The sequence below is a fragment of the Centipeda sp. (in: firmicutes) genome, assembly GCF_057271695.1.
Window position 1 is genome coordinate 1 of sequence record NZ_DBHIVL010000062.1, and the last position, 14,096, is coordinate 14,096.

At 58.4% G+C, this 14,096-nt stretch carries 18 protein-coding genes; 10 read left to right on the forward strand and 8 right to left on the reverse strand.

Annotation, left to right across the window (positions count from 1 at the left end; genetic code table 11):
• Positions 1–95: 95 nt before the first annotated feature.
• The 7 genes from nrdG to ACO6BQ_RS09525 form a co-directional block, all read right to left on the reverse strand.
• The gene (nrdG, locus tag ACO6BQ_RS09495; protein WP_489120627.1) at positions 96–623 is read right to left on the reverse strand and encodes an anaerobic ribonucleoside-triphosphate reductase activating protein; all 528 of its coding nucleotides are present in this window, start codon (positions 621–623) and stop codon (positions 96–98) included.
• Positions 595–879 carry an anaerobic ribonucleoside-triphosphate reductase gene (gene nrdD, locus ACO6BQ_RS09500; protein WP_006304909.1) on the reverse strand — a complete coding sequence of 95 codons (285 nt, stop codon included), beginning with the start codon at positions 877–879 and terminating at the stop codon, positions 595–597. The genes nrdG and nrdD overlap by 29 nt, the downstream gene beginning before the upstream one ends.
• Before the next feature lie 293 nt (positions 880–1,172).
• Positions 1,173–2,261 carry a mechanosensitive ion channel family protein gene (locus tag ACO6BQ_RS09505; protein ID WP_489120629.1) on the reverse strand — a complete coding sequence of 363 codons (1,089 nt, stop codon included), beginning with the start codon at positions 2,259–2,261 and terminating at the stop codon, positions 1,173–1,175.
• A 24-nt stretch (positions 2,262–2,285) separates the two neighbouring features.
• Positions 2,286–2,741, reverse strand: a complete 456-nt coding sequence (locus ACO6BQ_RS09510; protein ID WP_489120630.1) for a hypothetical protein — start codon at positions 2,739–2,741, stop codon at positions 2,286–2,288.
• The gene (locus ACO6BQ_RS09515; RefSeq protein ID WP_489120632.1) at positions 2,738–3,106 is read right to left on the reverse strand and encodes a response regulator; all 369 of its coding nucleotides are present in this window, start codon (positions 3,104–3,106) and stop codon (positions 2,738–2,740) included. The genes ACO6BQ_RS09510 and ACO6BQ_RS09515 overlap by 4 nt, the downstream gene beginning before the upstream one ends.
• Positions 3,087–3,509 (reverse strand): cytidine deaminase, encoded by a 423-nt coding sequence (locus tag ACO6BQ_RS09520; protein ID WP_489120633.1) that lies wholly within the window; start codon positions 3,507–3,509, stop codon positions 3,087–3,089. The genes ACO6BQ_RS09515 and ACO6BQ_RS09520 overlap by 20 nt, the downstream gene beginning before the upstream one ends.
• Positions 3,510–3,521: 12 nt before the next feature.
• Positions 3,522–4,058, reverse strand: a complete 537-nt coding sequence (locus tag ACO6BQ_RS09525) for a GNAT family N-acetyltransferase (RefSeq protein WP_489120634.1) — start codon at positions 4,056–4,058, stop codon at positions 3,522–3,524.
• A 160-nt stretch (positions 4,059–4,218) separates the two neighbouring features.
• Between ACO6BQ_RS09525 and ACO6BQ_RS09530 the strand changes: the two genes are divergently transcribed.
• The 10 genes from ACO6BQ_RS09530 to ACO6BQ_RS09575 all read left to right on the forward strand — a co-directional run bounded on the left by ACO6BQ_RS09530 (position 4,219) and on the right by ACO6BQ_RS09575 (position 13,190).
• Positions 4,219–4,692, forward strand: coding sequence for a hypothetical protein (locus ACO6BQ_RS09530; RefSeq protein WP_489120635.1), 474 nt, complete (start codon positions 4,219–4,221; stop codon positions 4,690–4,692).
• A 26-nt stretch (positions 4,693–4,718) separates the two neighbouring features.
• Positions 4,719–5,747 carry a rod shape-determining protein gene (locus tag ACO6BQ_RS09535; protein ID WP_489120636.1) on the forward strand — a complete coding sequence of 343 codons (1,029 nt, stop codon included), beginning with the start codon at positions 4,719–4,721 and terminating at the stop codon, positions 5,745–5,747.
• A gap of 68 nt (positions 5,748–5,815) precedes the next feature.
• Positions 5,816–6,619, forward strand: a complete 804-nt coding sequence (gene flgF / locus ACO6BQ_RS09540; protein WP_489120637.1) for a flagellar basal-body rod protein FlgF — start codon at positions 5,816–5,818, stop codon at positions 6,617–6,619.
• A gap of 76 nt (positions 6,620–6,695) precedes the next feature.
• The gene (gene flgG / locus ACO6BQ_RS09545; RefSeq protein ID WP_006693027.1) at positions 6,696–7,490 is read left to right on the forward strand and encodes a flagellar basal-body rod protein FlgG; all 795 of its coding nucleotides are present in this window, start codon (positions 6,696–6,698) and stop codon (positions 7,488–7,490) included.
• Complete coding sequence (flgA, locus tag ACO6BQ_RS09550; protein WP_489120638.1) at positions 7,487–8,254, forward strand: flagellar basal body P-ring formation chaperone FlgA; 768 nt, start codon at positions 7,487–7,489, stop codon at positions 8,252–8,254. Before flgG ends, flgA begins: the two co-directional genes overlap by 4 nt.
• Positions 8,255–8,310: 56 nt before the next feature.
• Positions 8,311–8,910 (forward strand): flagellar basal body L-ring protein FlgH, encoded by a 600-nt coding sequence (locus ACO6BQ_RS09555; protein ID WP_489120639.1) that lies wholly within the window; start codon positions 8,311–8,313, stop codon positions 8,908–8,910.
• Between the two features lie 15 nt (positions 8,911–8,925).
• Positions 8,926–10,041 (forward strand): flagellar basal body P-ring protein FlgI, encoded by a 1,116-nt coding sequence (locus tag ACO6BQ_RS09560; protein ID WP_489120640.1) that lies wholly within the window; start codon positions 8,926–8,928, stop codon positions 10,039–10,041.
• Positions 10,042–10,056: 15 nt separating this feature from the next.
• The gene (locus ACO6BQ_RS09565) at positions 10,057–10,485 is read left to right on the forward strand and encodes a rod-binding protein (protein ID WP_489120642.1); all 429 of its coding nucleotides are present in this window, start codon (positions 10,057–10,059) and stop codon (positions 10,483–10,485) included.
• Between the two features lie 84 nt (positions 10,486–10,569).
• A complete protein-coding gene (locus tag ACO6BQ_RS09570; protein WP_489120643.1) occupies positions 10,570–12,078 on the forward strand; it encodes a phosphodiester glycosidase family protein in 1,509 nt (502 codons plus the stop codon).
• Positions 12,079–12,224: 146 nt separating this feature from the next.
• Positions 12,225–13,190 (forward strand): polyprenyl synthetase family protein, encoded by a 966-nt coding sequence (locus ACO6BQ_RS09575; protein WP_489120646.1) that lies wholly within the window; start codon positions 12,225–12,227, stop codon positions 13,188–13,190.
• 193 nt (positions 13,191–13,383) lie between these two features.
• Here ACO6BQ_RS09575 and ACO6BQ_RS09580 read toward each other — a convergent pair whose 3' ends face one another.
• On the reverse strand, positions 13,384–14,013 hold the full coding sequence (locus tag ACO6BQ_RS09580) for a sigma-70 family RNA polymerase sigma factor (protein ID WP_489120644.1): 630 nt from the start codon (positions 14,011–14,013) through the stop codon (positions 13,384–13,386).
• Positions 14,014–14,096 lie beyond the last annotated feature (83 nt).

The following is a 14,096-nucleotide window of genomic DNA, read 5'->3' on the forward strand; positions in this document are numbered from 1 at the left end:
CGGGCAAAAAAGATACGTCAAGATGGCGTGGCTGAATTTATCAGTGCTTCCTTTAGCAATAAAACAGGGAATCGGCATAAAACCGATTCCCTGTTTTATTCGTCTGCATATCGTAGTGTAAGCTGACCTGTCGCGCGTGTTGCAGCGAGATCGATGACGCGCTGGTTGCGCGAGCCGCGAAAGTGCAGCGTGAGGTCTCGCTCCTCGGCGCGGTAGTCGCCGTCCACGAGCACATCCACCTCATCGAGCAGCGCATCCACCGCAGGGTTCTTCTGTGCCCGCAGCTCCTCGAGCGTATAGCCCGTGTAGCTCCACACATCCAGTCCCCGCGCGTGCGCTCCGCGTGCGAGCGGGAGCAATGCTGCCGGCTGCAGAAAGGGCTCACCGCCGCTGAGCGTGAGTCCCGTGAGGAGTGGATTCTCGTCGATCTCCGCGAGCACCGCGCCGACCGTTGTCATGCGGCCGCCGACAAGCGGCTGTGTGTCCGGATTGTGACAGCCGGGGCAGCGGCGCGGACAGCCCTGTGTAAAGACCGTCAGCCGTATGCCCTCACCGTCCACGATGGAGTCCCGCGCAATCCCTGAGATATGGATCTCAGTGGAGTCCGTGCTTGACACGCTCATGCTCCTCGGCCTGCTTGGCGTTGTTCCAGCGATCCGTGGTGCCGACGAGGTAGCCCGTAATGCGGCGGACACGCTCGAACTTCGGCTGGCGCATCTCGTAACCGAGGGTGACACGACCGTCGTCCGTCCCCGTGATGGAGAGGCGATCCAGCTTCTCGTGCGTCTGTCCCTCAATGTATGCAATATAGTTCTCCACCTCGTGCGGGGTGATGTCCGAGAGGCCATTTACTGTGACGTTGATATCGTTGACGATCATGCTGCATTCTCCTTTTTCGCGCGCCGTCTGCGGCGCGTTTTTCTTCTCGGCGACCGTGCGCCGTTTCGTGAGGATTATACAACATCTAGTGGGTGTTCGTCAATAGGGAATCTATATCTAGTTGTTTCTGCACAGACTTATCCACAGGGATTTTTCGGAAATTGGGTGCGTTTGGGAGTGAAAATCCCTATGGGAAAAGGCATGGCGGGTCTATTTTTGGACAAAAAGTTATCCACAGTTTCCCCAGGGAGAAACTGTGGACTTTGTGGATAAACGATGACGTATACAGGTGGTTACGAGGCTGCTCCCTGTGGACTGTTCTCTTCCGCATCCGCCTTCTCCTGAATGATGGTCTGGATGGGATAGGGGATGTCGATGCCCTCGGCGCGGTAGCGGTCGGTGAGCGCCTTAATGAACTCGTGCGTGATCAGCCCCTGGTGGTCGAACAGGCTCGACGGCAGGATGACGACGAAGTTGATGGAGGAGTCGCCGAAGTTCGTGTAGCGCACGAGTGGATTCGCATCCGGATTGTTGTCCACGCGTGCGAGTACATCCTTCGCTGTCTCGATGGTGATGCGTTCGACGGCGGCGAGGTCGCTGTCATAGGCGACGCCGACGGGGATACTGATGCTGATGCTCTGTGTGGGGAGACTGAAATTCGTGATGTTCGCACCCGCGATGGTCTTGTTCGGGATGACGATGGTGTTGCTCGCGCCGACGGGGATGATGGTGGTGAACCGCCATGTGATGTCCGTGACGCGTCCCTCCTCGCCCGAACTGAGGCGGATGTAGTCACCGATGCGCAGCTGTTTGGAGAGGATGAGGTGGAGTCCAGAGAAGATGTTGGCAAGCGTCTCCTGCAGCGCCAGTGCCACCGCCATGCCGCCGACGCCCGCCGCTGTGAGGATCGGTGCGATGGAGATGCCGTAGTACTGGAGGATGACGAGGAGCCCCATGGCATAGATAATACCAATGAGGATGCTGTTGAGGAGGGTCGTCTTAGGGAGGTTCTTGTCCGAACGCTCGAAGTACATGGTGACGACACCGTCGACCGTACGCGCAATGACGCGTGTGATGGAGAAGACGTTGCTCGTAAAGAGGAGGTATGAGAGCAGCTTTGTGAGCGTCGGCGAGATCTCCACGGCATCAATCGCCCAGTACAGACCGATGATGAAGCTGAAGAAAATGGGGACGCCCTGCATGGATCGGATGAGGACGTATTTCCACGTGCTTTCCTCTACTGCGAGATGGCGGTCAATGTAGCGGCGGATGAGGCGGTCGGCAATGATGCCCGCCGTGAGTGCTGCGCCAAGAATCGTCGCGGGGACGAGGAAGAGGTCGATGAGACTGTCGAAGTCAACTGTGTGCGAGAATATGGTCAAGGGAGGCTCCTTTCAGAAATTGAATCAATGTGCCTCGGCGGCAAGAAATTCCTCATGTGCCGCCATGAGGTGCATCCCGCCGACGGGACTTGCGATGCCGTGCGAAAATACGGTTTCCACAGGTTCTGCGGCTCCATGGTAGTGGCGCGGCGGGTCGATGATGGAGACAGCAATGCAGTCCTCACGCATACGCGAGGAAAAATGCCCGTTGATGACGTTGAAGAGCTCACCGACGGCGTCGACTGCCAGCTCGTCCATACCGTCAAGCGAGACACCACTGTAACCGCTTGCAAGCGCGTAGAATGCGTCGACGGAGGCGGCAAGGGCGACGATGAGCGGGCTGCCGTCCGCCTCAAGACGCTGCGATATGGTGATGTAGCAGGCTTCTTCTGCCTGTGGCGTGAGGGCTGCCGTGATGTGTGCGTAGTCGGCGAGCCCTGCAAGGAAGGTGTCCGTGTAGCTTTGAAAGAGCGTGTTCATTGTTCCTCCACGCACTGCTGCATCTTGGTCAGTGCCGCTGTGATTTCGTGGTCGGAATAGGGCTTCTGGATGAACATGAGCGCACCGTTTTCGTTCGCGCACGCAATGTTTTCTGTGCTTGCCGCCGTCGAGAGCATGACGACGGGGAGGTTTGGGTGTGTTTCGCGCAGACGGCGCAGCACCTCGCACCCGTCGAGCTTCGGGAGGATGATGTCGAGAAAGACGGCATCGGGATTTTTGTCCGCAATGCGCCGCAGTGCCTCCTCGCCGTCGCGGGCTTCGACAACGGTATGTCCGCGGTCGAAGAGCTCCGCCTTGAGTTTGATGCGCACAAGGCGCGAGTCGTCAACAATCAGTATCTTCATTTTTAGGTTCCTTTACGGACAGAGCCGCCGCGCCGAAGGCGTACGGCAGAAGCTCGGCAGGAGTGAGCACGCGCATGTCGCCCACAGTATTTGCGAGGATGATGCGTGTGATCGGAAACTCCACGATCATCTGTCGGCACATGCCACAGGGCGCACAGGGCTCGGGGCTGTCCGCAATGATGGCAAGTGCTTCGAATTCCTGTTCACCCGCTGCGACGGCAGCGGCGATTGCCGTGCGCTCGGCGCAGATACCGACGGGATAGGCGGCGTTCTCGACGTTGACGCCGCCGTAGACTCTGCCGCTCCTCCCGAGGAGTGCCGCGCCGACGGCGAAGCCCGAGTAAGGCGCGTAGGCGCGGCTGCGGAACTCTGCTGCGCATGCGATGAGTTCGTTATCGTTCATGTCACTTCCTCCCTATAATTCAAGCCCTGCGCATTTGCGTGCGCGATATTCGCGGTCGAGGATGCCGAGGACGACGAGGTTCTCGTAGACACCCTTGTGCAGGATTGTCTCGCGGATCAGAGCCTCGCGCACCATGCCCTCGCTCTCGTAGAGGTGCAGTGCGCGCGCGTTGTAATCCTTGCAGTCGAGCCAGGCACGGTGTGCCCCCCTGTCTTCGAACGCCCACGCCTTGAGGAGCTTCATCGCTTCGTGTCCGTAGCCGCACCCCTTCTTGCCGATGATGACGTGTGTCCACTCCTGTTCTTTTGACGCGAGCAGCAGTCCCGCGACATGGAGATAGCCGACGCGCTCCCCGCTCGCACGCTCCTCGACGATGATATCCATCGCCGCCTGTGCCTGTATGATGATCGTCTCGTGATCTGCGCGTGAGAACGGGACAATGTAGTCGCTGTTGTCCTTTTCCTCCTGCAATGCGCAGATAAAGTCGATGTCTGCCATCTCTGCGCGGCGCAGATGCAGACGGATGCCCTCTTTTAGAATTTCTGCCATAGGTTCCCCTCTTTCCGTTGCTTACCTTTATTTTACATTGAACGGATATGGAAATGCAAGCCGTCTGTGTGCGTGCGCATAATTATAGATTGACGATAACAGACGAACGTCATATAATGAAAAAGCTGAGAAAGAAATGTAACGAAATCGGGGGAAGACCATGGGCGAGCAAAAAAAACCGTCGGTGCGCGATGTGCTGTGGCGCAAGAAGCGTGCACGCGATCAGATGCTCGATGCGCTGGGGAAGCTCTGTGATGAGGCATGGGCAATCTTTGAAAAGGTCGCCTCGGATCGCTCGTCCAGCTCGAACGATGCCGTTGTCGCGCGTGAGATCGGGCTGCGTCTGCGTTCCCTCGCGTACCTCATCGAAGGGGAACACTACATCGATCGCATTGCGTTTGAACTCCAGAGCAAAGAGGCTTACATGACGACGAGCGAGGTTGCTCGCTCCTACGTTGCGGAGCTGGTTCTGACCTATCTCGACGGTATTTTGCTCTACGGGCGGCAGTGCAAATGGGATAACGAAGTCCTGCACGAGGAGTATCGGGAGTCCTTGGAAAAATCCCTCGAGGAGATCCGTGCGTCACTTATTCCCGTGCCGCAGCCAACGGATGAACCTGCCGACAACGAATGAAATGAAAATTAGGAGGCTTGCCGCATATGTTCGGTATGTCAATGGATATCGGAATTGACCTTGGGACGGCGAATGTGCTCGTCTATGTCAAGGGCAAGGGGGTTGTCCTTAAAGAACCCTCTGTCGTCGCGGTGAACCGTGACACGAATCAGGTGCTCGCGATCGGCGAGGAGGCGCGGCAGATGATCGGGCGTACGCCCGGCAACATCGTCGCCATCCGTCCGCTGCGCGACGGCGTTATCGCAGACTACGACATCACGGAGAGCATGCTGCGCTTCTTCATCGAGAAGGTGGTTGGGCGCAGCATAGTCTTTCGCCCGCGCATCATGATCTGTATCCCCTCGGGGGTGACGATGGTGGAGCAGCGTGCCGTGCAGGAGGCCGCAGAACAGGCGGGCGCACGACACATTCAGCTCATCGAGGAACCGCTCGCAGCGGCGATGGGCGCAGGGCTCGACATCGTGGAGGCACAGGGCTCAATGGTCGTCGACATCGGCGGCGGCACGACGGATGTTGCCGTCATCAGTCTCGGCGGTGTCGTGACGAGCGAGAGCATCCGCGTTGCGGGCGACACGTTTGATGAGGATCTCATCGCCTACGTCAAGCGCGAGTTCAATTTGCTCATCGGCGAACGTACGGCGGAGGAGATCAAGCTGCGTGTCGGCGCGGCACACACGGCGGCACGCCGTGAGCAGATGGATGTGCGCGGACGCGACCTGCTCTCGGGTCTGCCGAAGAATATTACGATCTCGACCGCACAGGCTTCCTCTGCTATTGAGAACTCGGTCATGCGCATTGTCGACTGTGTCAAGAAGGTGCTTGAGGAGACACCGCCGGAACTGGCGGCGGACATCATGGATCGCGGCATCGTGCTGACGGGTGGCGGCGCCCTGCTCTACGGCATGGCGGATCTCATTCAGCGTGAGACGGGGACGCCGACCTTTGTGGCGGATGACCCGATGACCTGTGTGGCTCTTGGCTGCGGCAAGGCACTCGATATCTTTGATAAATTCGACGGCAAGGCGACGAATACAAGCTTTGGGCGAAAAAAATAGAGGAAAAACGAAACGTACAGCGAAATTATTTAGTGATGAATGGATTTCGGGAAAAAGAGGGATGAACTATGTGGAGAGGACTCTATATCGCGGCTTCGGGCATGATTACAGAGACGAAGCATACGGATATGATCGCGAACAACCTCGCCAACGCCTCGACGACGGGCTACAAGCGTGACGATATGGCGATACGCGAGTTTGAGCCGATGCTTCTGCGCCGCATCAACGATCACTCCGCCGATACAGACGTGACGAGCTTCAAGGGCTTCCGCATCGACGGCAACCGCCCGCCGCGCGTCGGCATGCTCGGACTCGGCTCTGCCGTCGACGAGATTGCGACGGATCATCTGCAGGGCGCAATGCAGACGACGGGGAACACATACGATGTTGCGATCTCGGGCGAGGGCTACTTCGTCGTGAATACCATTGACGGACCTCGCTATACGCGTGACGGTGGCTTCTACCGTTCCAACTCCGGTCGTTTGCAGAATATGCGCGGGCAGGACGTACTTTCCTCGCGGGGGCGTCCGATCACGATTCCGGAGAATGCACAGAATGTGACGATTGCGAGCGACGGGCGCATCTATGCGAACGGCGCACAGATCGGACAGATCGATGTCGTTGCCTTTGACGGAAAGAACTCCCTTGTCAAGCAGGGGGACAACCTCTACCGTCCGCAGGGGGGCGCACAGCCGCGCCCCGCAACAGGAACGGTGGAACAGGGGATGCTTGAGATGTCGAATACGAGCGTTGTCACGGAGATGGTCGAGCTCATCAACAACTACCGCGTCTACGAGGCGGGGTCGAAGGCGGTGCAGACACAGGACACGCTGCTCGACAAGGCGGTCAATGATGTCGGGCGCACGAGTTGATTTAAGGGAGTATGAAATCCATCCGATATAAAAGAGTGAACGAATTGCAATTATTCCTTGGAGGGGGATATCGACTATGATGCGAGCACTTTGGTCTGCAGCGTCCGGCATGAAGGCGCAGCAGACGCACATGGACATCGTCGCGCACAACATCGCCAACGTCAACACGCACGGCGGCAAGAAGGTGCGTGCGGAGTTCCAGGATCTCGTCTACCAGACGCTCCGCGAGGCGGGCGCACAGAACGGCGCGGACTCACAGTACCCGACCGCGCTCCAGATCGGTCTTGGTACGCGTGTGGCGGCGACGCAGCGCGTCTTTACACAGGGACCCCTGCAGACAACGGACAACCCGACCGACATCGGCATCCAGGGCGAGGGGTTTTTTCGCGTCACGATGCCCGACGGGTCGACCGCATACACGCGTGACGGTACGTGGAAGCTCGACAGTGACCGCCGCATGGTGACGACGGACGGTTATCTGCTCGCCGACGGCATTACGATCGGTCAGAATGCGCCGTCGGACTCCATCACGATCTCCGGCGATGGGCGCGTATCCTACCGCGAGGCGGGACAGACGCAGCAGCAGGAGGCGGGACAGATCACGCTTGCGCGCTTCGTCAATCCGGCAGGGCTTACCTCCATTGGCAAGAATCTCTTCGTCGTGTCCGACGCTTCGGGCGAGGCGATTGAGTCGAACCCCGGCGTGGACGGCGCGGGTACGCTCGCGCAGGGCACGCTCGAGATGAGCAATGTGCAGATTGTGGAGGAAATGGTCGAGATGATCGTCTCCCAGCGTGCCTATGAGTCCAACTCCAAGGCAATCACAACATCGGATTCGATGCTTGAGATTGCGAACTCGCTCAAGCGTTGATTTTCAAGCGACGTACGATGACAGCCATTCTATGCCTATGGAGTGGCTTATTCGCTTTTCTGTGGTTGGGTGCTTCTACTGCTGCTGCCTATGGCGCAGGGAAGGAGGCCTATTTTCCGACGGTGCTTTCCTCCGCACAGCTTGCTGCTCTCGCAGAGCAGAAAATCGAGGAAAAACTCTCTGCGATGGGCGAGACACGGCGGTATGAATTGCGTCTGCAGCGTGCCGCCTCGACGATGCACCTCCCGGCAGGCGAGGTGACTGCCGTCGTCGAGTTCCCGCGTGGACTGCCGTACAGCCGTGAGTTCCCCGTCAGTTTTGCCGTCTATGTGGACGGTGTGCTGAACCGACGGGCGACGAGTTACTATAAGGTGACGGTCTATGACCGCGTCCTCGTCGCCATGACGGACATTCGTGCGGAGGAGGCAATCTCCCCTGTGAATGCACGCCTTGAGGAGCGGGCGGTGGACACGCTGCCCGAGCTTACCCTCACGGACTTTACACGGCTTGCGGGGCGCGTTGCGGGGCGTTACATCCGCAAGGACGCGACCATCACCCCGAATCTTCTTGCAATGCCCCTCGTCATGCGTGCGGGCAATCCGGTGGAGCTGGTTCTGGATGCGAACGGCATCGTTGTACGCGCTGAGGGCGTGGCACTCGAGCCCGGCCGTATCGGCTATGAGATTCGCGTGCGCAACGTGCGCTCGGGTAAGATTCTGCGCGGCACGGTGATCGATGCCACGACCGTGCAGATCATCGGATGATTTTGGCTGTGCTGCTTGCGGCACATTAGGATACAGATTTCCATAAGGAGTTCGATATGAGAAAACAAATATGGCTCGCAGGGCTGTTGGCGGCCGCCCTTTGTACGGCAAGTCTCACCCCGGCCGTCTCGGCAGAATCCCTGTGGAGCAATCCGAACGGACACCCGACAAAGAATCTGTTCGCGGATCATCGTGCGGCGGGCATCGGGGATATCGTCACCATCGTTATCAGCGAGACGACGACTACATCGGCGACGCGCAGCTCTGCGAATGAAAAGAGCGGCTCGGTCAAGCTCGGTGCAGGGCTCGGTATCTTTGACTTCCTGCAGGCGGCGTCGGCGAGCGGCTCGGACAAGTTCAGTGCAAAGGGCTCTGCCTCCTCCTCGAATCGTGTTGCAGGCAACGTCACCGTCACTGTGGTGGATGTCATGCCAAACGGCAACTTTGTCCTTGAGGGGACGCAGTCCATCTGGCAGAATAAAAATGAGCACAAAATTGTCTTTCGCGGCACCTGCCGCCCCGAGGATATCTCGAGCGCCAATACAATCCTCTCCACGCGTGTCGCGGATGCGACCGTACGCTTTGATGGGAAGGGCCCTCTCAATGCAAAGCAGCGGCAGGGCATTCTCACTCAGATCTTCAACATTCTGTTCTGACGGGAGGCGCATTTTATGAAGAAAACAACGGTCCTTCTGCTCCTCCTCGCGCTCGTGCTCACTGCGGTGCCGGGGATTGCGTCGGCGGACTCCGCCGTGACGCGGATCAAGGATATCGCCAAGGTGCAGGGGGTGCGCTCCAACCAACTGATGGGCTATGGGCTTGTGGTCGGTCTGGACGGCACGGGTGACGGCTCGAGCTCGGGCGAAACGGTGCAGTCGATTGCAAATATGCTGACGACCTACGGCATTACCGTCAACAGCAGCTCGATCAAGCTCAAGAATGTCGCGGCGGTCATGGTGACGGCGACACTGCCTCCCTTCGTACGCGAGGGGGATACCCTCGACGTGACGGTCTCCTCGATCGGTGATGCGAAGAGCCTGCGCGGCGGCACGCTGCTCCAGACCCCGCTGCGTGCGGGCAACGGCGAGGTCTACGTCGTTGCGCAGGGCGGTGTCTCCACGGGCGGCTTCTCGGCATCCGGCGGCGGTTCGAGCATGACGAAGGCATTTCCGACGGTTGGCATCGCTGTGAATGCGGGCATTGTCGAGCGTACGGTTGAGGACGCCGGCATCGGCGCGGGCGGTCATATCTCGCTGTCCCTTGCACGTCCTGACTTTACCACGGCATCACGCGTGGTGAATGCGATCAACGCCCAGTATGGAGATATCGCACAGGCGAGCAATCCCGGGCGCGTAGATGTTACGATTCCGTCCTATTTTCGTGGGAACATGGTCGGCTTCGTCGCCTCGATCGAAGATCTGCCCGTTCGCCCCGATAATATTGCACGCGTTATTGTGAACGAGCGCACGGGGACGATCATCATGGGCAGCGAGATCTCGGTGGATGCCATCTCGATCACACAAGGCGGGCTCACGATCCGCATCCAGGGCGCAAAGGACGTCTCCCAGCCGGGGCCGTTCAGCTACGGCAATACCGTGGTGACGGACAACTCCGATGTCGAGGTCACGGATCACAAGGGCAGTACGATCATCCTGCCCGCCACGACGAACATCGGCGACATCGTTGGTGCGCTCAATACCGTTGGCGCAAGCCCACGTGAGACCATCTCGATCTTGCAGGCAATGAAGGCGGCGGGTGCTCTGCACGCTGAGCTTGACATTGTGTAAGGCAGGAGGCGACCTATGACGATACAGCCAATTGGCGACAACGCACTCCTCGGCGGAGCCGCACAGACCTCCTACGATGCCGCACGGATGAGTGCCGAGAGCAAGTCCTTTCAGGCAACCCTTGACGAGCTGCAGCGCAAGGCTGAGGCATCTCCGACATCGGAGGCGGCGGGCTATGTACCGAAGAATCCGATGACGGCGGAGGACATCGAGGCAAAGAAGCTGCGTGAGGCGTGCGAGGGTTTCGAGGCGATGTTCCTCAGCATGATGTATAAGCAGATGCGTGCGACAGTGCCTGAGAGCGGCCTGCTCGGGAAAAAGTCCAACGCGCTCGAAATCTTTGAGGATATGCGCGACACAGAGATGATGAATGTGGCGGCGAAGAGCGGCGGCATCGGCATTGCGGACATGATGTATAAGCAGTTGACCATCAAGACAAGATGAGAGAACAATGTTCGATAAGGGGAGCTGTTTGCGCAGCATCCCCTTTTCTGTTGTGTGGATGATTCTCTTAGTTTGGAGTATTTTATGCGTATGTTGAAAAAAATTGTGGTGCTTGTGGCGGCAATCCTGCTGACGGCATCCTCCTACGCGTGGGCGGCGGGACTGAATGCGCTGCGTACATCGAGTACGGCGGAGCGCGACCGCATCGTCTTTGATTTTACGGAGATGCCCGTCTATCACGTCAGTCTCTCGGATGATGGACGTGAGCTGACCTTTGATTTCGTGGATACAGGTGCGGCGAAGCCCGTGCGTTCCTCCGTGCGGACGAAGCGCATCGACTCGGTTTCCTACGCTGCGCGTAAGGGACATTTCTATGTCACGGTCACGATGACAAAGGGCATGGGCTACAACATCGGCAATTTGATGAATCCTGCCCGTGTCTTTCTCGACGTTGCGCCTGTGGGTGCAAAAGCGCAGGTCGATGTCAAGCCTGTGTTGCCACCTGTTCAGACAACACGGGAACAGCCGGCAAATGCAGAAACCTCGGACAGTGATGCAAAAGCGCAGACCGAAAAACCGAAATTGCCCATTCTGAAGGAAGAACCGATTGCGGCGGGGCTGATGCTGCGCACCTACATCTATGAGGATGAGGACGGACAGGTGACGGCGTATTTCACAGAAGCCGATCCCGCGAAATACAGTGTCCGCCCCGCACTCGCGCGCGGCATCATCCCGGGGCGGCAGACCGTGAGCGGCATCGCACGCGACACGAATGCGGCAGCGGCGATCAATGCATCCTACTTTGCAGCAAACGGGGTGATCCTCGGCGTGACGAAGATCGACGGCACGATTGTCGGTACGACCTACTACGACCGCAGCGCGTTCGGGGTGATGCCTGACGATACCTTTGTGTTTGGTAAAGTTTCCTACAACGGAACGGTGAAGATCGACCAGGTGACGCTCCCTGTCTCCGGGGTCAATGCCGAGCGCGGCGAGAACGGGCTCATCATCTACAACCGTGCCTATGGCAGATCGACGGGGACGAATCCGTACGGTCTGGAATATGTGATCCGCGACGGACGCGTTGCCGAGATCCATACGAATGACTCCGCGATTCCCTCGGACGGCTACGTCGTCTCCGTACACGGCTCCTCTATGGACGCTTTTGCCGCGGCAGGCACGCGTGCCGGTGATCCGACCGTGCTCACGGAGCAGACGGGAGCAATGTGGGATCGTGCCGTGCAAATCGTCGGCGCAGGGCCTCGCCTCGTTGAAAATGGGGCAGTTCGCGTGACGGCGGACGAGGAGCAGTTTCCGGGCGACATCCGCTATGGACGCGCCCCACGCAGTGCCGTCGGCGTGACGCGGAGCGGCAAGATCGTCTTTGCCGTTGTCGATGGACGGCAGGAGGACAGCCACGGGCTGACGCTGACGGAGTTTGCACAGCTGCTCGTGAAGTTCGGCGTGCAGAACGCAATCAACCTCGACGGCGGTGGCTCGTCCGCGCTCTATGCGGGCGGAGACATTGTAAATTCTCCATCGGACGGACAGGAGCGTGCGGTCGGCAGTGCTCTGATTTTACAGAAACGATAATCTGCACACATCATGAGAGTGCAATGAAATAATTTTGACGGTCTCATCGCAATATGATAGAATGTGTGAAGGTTTATACGGTTGAAAAGAAATTGGCGGTGCACAGCAGATGCACCGATGTAGGTGATACGACGTTGAAAAGCGACATGTTTGATGTCATACAGGCAGATCTTGAGGAATTTGAGCCGGCACTCGCCGCATCCGTTGTCTCCGAGACCCCGCTCATCACGGATGTTGGAGAGCATCTCGTATCCTCGGGAGGGAAGCGGCTGCGTCCTGCCCTCTTCCTGCTTGCGGCGCGCGGCGGCGCGGCGTTCGAGCGCGCACGTGCCATGCCCATTGCGATTGCACTTGAGCTGATCCATACGGCTTCTCTCGTACACGATGATGTCATCGACGAGGCGGATACGCGGCGCGGGGCGGAGACGACAAATGCAAAATGGGGCAATCAGGTTGCCATCCTGAGCGGGGACTATCTCTTTGCACGCGCCTTCAAGCTCGTTGCGGAGGAGGGGTATGACTCGGCGGTCTATGTGAAGCTGGCTCACCTTGTGTGTACGCTGAGCGAGGGAGAGATCCTTCAGGATCACACGGCATATCAAGTGCCCGCGAGCGAGGGTGCCTACTATGAGCGCATCTGCAAAAAGACGGCGGACTTTCTCGAGATCTGCTGCGAACTCGGCGGCACAATCGGTGGTATGAGTGCGGCAGATACTGCGGGGATGGCTCTTTATGGACATGCCATTGGCATGGCATTCCAGATCACGGACGATCTGCTCGACTATCGGCAGACCTCGGAGGGCATTGGAAAGCCTGCAGGACATGACCTTGCGCAGGGCTTTGTGACTCTGCCCGTCATCCGTGCACTTGCGGTACTGGATGAGGCGGGGCGTGCGGAGCTGACAGCTCTCATCACGAATCCTAAGATGACCGAGGAAGAGGTCGCGCGTGCACTCGAAATCGTCCGCACGACGGATGGTCTCGACTATGCACAGGAGAAGGCGGATGCCTATCTCGAGCGCGCGAAAAATGCTCTACCCGAGACCCTTGATGAGCGCATCCGAGAGACCTGCCTCATGGCGGCGGACTTTATCGGACGCAGAGAATTTTAGAACGTAGTTTAGGAAGCACTGATAAATTCAGCCACGCCATCTTGACGCATCTTTTTTGCCCGAACTTTGTCGGCAAATCCTCCACATAGCTTTGGCTATGCGTCCGGTTTGCCTCCTTGTTCGGACGAAAAAATCTACGCCAATCTGAGGGTCTATTTTATCAGCGATTCCTTAAAACATGGTCCTAAATATATTAGTTCCAATGCTGCATAAAGCGCGAAAGCATCCCACGCACACGGCGGATACCGCTCTGCTGAAGACGATAGATGTGTGCCGGAGTCACTCCGAGCGTGTCTGCCATCAACTGCGGCCGCGCACCGCCGATCATCACCCCCTCGAGCACGAGACGTTCACGCATGGGCAGACGTTCCATCGCCGCATCGAGTACGCCGACAAGCGCGTGATGCTCCGCGAGCTCCGCCACCGACGGACATTCATCGACGAGCAGCTCCTTCGCTGTCTCTGCTGCGCCCATCTCCGCATCGAGGCAGGGCAGATCGACCTGTCCCTCGCGTCGAAGGAAGTCCAGAATGCGCCCGCGCACACGATGCACGGCGTAGAGGCTGAACGCAACATTGCGTGCAGGGTCATAGCGTTCCACCGCCTCGATCAGTCCGATCGTCCCCTCCTGCACCGCATCCATCACGGAGGACAGAGCACGATACGGCATGACCTCGCGAAAGACGAGCGGCTGGTACGCCTCGATGAGCCGCCGCCGTGCCGCCTCGTCCCCCGCCTCCTTGTAGGCGCACCAGAGTTCCCGCTCCTCCGCCGGCGTGAGTTTCTGCACAGCGGACAGCTTTTTTACATAATCCGAAAACATAGGCACACCTCACTTTTAGGGAAGCACCGATAAATTCAGCCACGCCATCTTGACGCATCTTTTTTGCCCGCACTTCGTCGGCA

Bases quoted from the DNA above. Each gene is read 5' to 3' on its own strand.
- ACO6BQ_RS09560 (WP_489120640.1), top strand. From the start codon at position 8,926: ATGAAGAAAACAACGGTCCTTCTGCTCCTCCTCGCGCTCGTGCTCACT.
- nrdD (WP_006304909.1), bottom strand. From the start codon at position 879: ATGATCGTCAACGATATCAACGTCACAGTAAATGGCCTCTCGGACATC.
- ACO6BQ_RS09570 (WP_489120643.1), top strand. From the start codon at position 10,570: ATGCGTATGTTGAAAAAAATTGTGGTGCTTGTGGCGGCAATCCTGCTG.
- ACO6BQ_RS09510 (WP_489120630.1), bottom strand. From the start codon at position 2,741: ATGAACACGCTCTTTCAAAGCTACACGGACACCTTCCTTGCAGGGCTC.
- ACO6BQ_RS09535 (WP_489120636.1), top strand. From the start codon at position 4,719: ATGTTCGGTATGTCAATGGATATCGGAATTGACCTTGGGACGGCGAAT.
- ACO6BQ_RS09530 (WP_489120635.1), top strand. From the start codon at position 4,219: ATGGGCGAGCAAAAAAAACCGTCGGTGCGCGATGTGCTGTGGCGCAAG.
- ACO6BQ_RS09575 (WP_489120646.1), top strand. From the start codon at position 12,225: ATGTTTGATGTCATACAGGCAGATCTTGAGGAATTTGAGCCGGCACTC.
- ACO6BQ_RS09515 (WP_489120632.1), bottom strand. From the start codon at position 3,106: ATGAAGATACTGATTGTTGACGACTCGCGCCTTGTGCGCATCAAACTC.
- nrdG (WP_489120627.1), bottom strand. From the start codon at position 623: ATGAGCGTGTCAAGCACGGACTCCACTGAGATCCATATCTCAGGGATT.
- ACO6BQ_RS09520 (WP_489120633.1), bottom strand. From the start codon at position 3,509: ATGAACGATAACGAACTCATCGCATGCGCAGCAGAGTTCCGCAGCCGC.
- ACO6BQ_RS09580 (WP_489120644.1), bottom strand. From the start codon at position 14,013: ATGTTTTCGGATTATGTAAAAAAGCTGTCCGCTGTGCAGAAACTCACG.
- flgG (WP_006693027.1), top strand. From the start codon at position 6,696: ATGATGCGAGCACTTTGGTCTGCAGCGTCCGGCATGAAGGCGCAGCAG.
- ACO6BQ_RS09525 (WP_489120634.1), bottom strand. From the start codon at position 4,058: ATGGCAGAAATTCTAAAAGAGGGCATCCGTCTGCATCTGCGCCGCGCA.
- ACO6BQ_RS09555 (WP_489120639.1), top strand. From the start codon at position 8,311: ATGAGAAAACAAATATGGCTCGCAGGGCTGTTGGCGGCCGCCCTTTGT.
- flgF (WP_489120637.1), top strand. From the start codon at position 5,816: ATGTGGAGAGGACTCTATATCGCGGCTTCGGGCATGATTACAGAGACG.
- ACO6BQ_RS09565 (WP_489120642.1), top strand. From the start codon at position 10,057: ATGACGATACAGCCAATTGGCGACAACGCACTCCTCGGCGGAGCCGCA.